We start from the raw sequence: 828 nt of genomic DNA, 5'->3' as shown, positions 1-828 counted from the left end.
CTACCAATATTGGCACCAACACTGACAATATTGCTAAAGGCATCAAGTTTAATGTGAATGATGCAAGTAGCGGCGGCACTCTCAAAAAAACCTTCACCTTGGGTGAAGAAATTAAGTTTGATACAGACAGCAATTTAACCACCACTGGCTTATCAACGGGTGATGGAATCAAACTTGGCTTAGCCAACAACTTAACAGGTCTGGATAGCGCAAGCTTTAATAGCGGCGTTAGTATCTCATCTACTGGTATCAACGCAGGTGATAAAGTCATCTCAGGCGTGGCTAGCGGTGGCACAACAGAAACCAATGCAGCAAACATCGGTGATTTGAATAGTGCCATTACTGGTGTATCCACCTCAGGCTTTGCGCTAAAAGCTGCTGATGGTAATACAGTACAGAAACCATTGGGACAAGCCGTTGAGGTAGTTGGCTCTAACAGCAACATCGACACCCGAGTAAAAAATGGCAAAATCGAAGTCGAGCTTAATGATAACTTAAACCTAGGTACAACAGGCAGCGTTAGCACTGGCAACTTATTAAACGGCACAACGGTCAATGGTCTAGGTATTCTCACTGGCGGCGTGCTCACTGGCGTCACTACCGTTAGTGGTGCAGGTGTCACGGTAACGGGTGGAAGCATATTTAACCCTACCAATGCCACGTTAACCAGCAATGGTCTGACCATTTTGAATGGTCCAAGCATCACCAAAAGCGGGGTCAATGCGGGTAATAAGAAGGTCGTCAATGTTTCTAATGGTACGGTCAGTCTAAATAGCAAAGACGCCATCAATGGTGGTCAGTTATTTAATACCAACCAACAAGTCACGT

General features: G+C 45.2%; 1 pseudogene. It reads left to right on the top strand.

Annotated features, from left to right (window positions below):
- Positions 1 to 828 (top strand): annotated as a pseudogene (locus TT12_RS14985) (hypothetical protein); the annotation flags it as partial.

The sequence above is a fragment of the Psychrobacter sp. JCM 18903 genome (genome assembly GCF_000586475.1).
Taxonomy (GTDB): domain Bacteria; phylum Pseudomonadota; class Gammaproteobacteria; order Pseudomonadales; family Moraxellaceae; genus Psychrobacter.
Note: the sequence above shows the minus strand (reverse complement) of the source record. Positions and strands in the feature narration are given on the sequence as shown.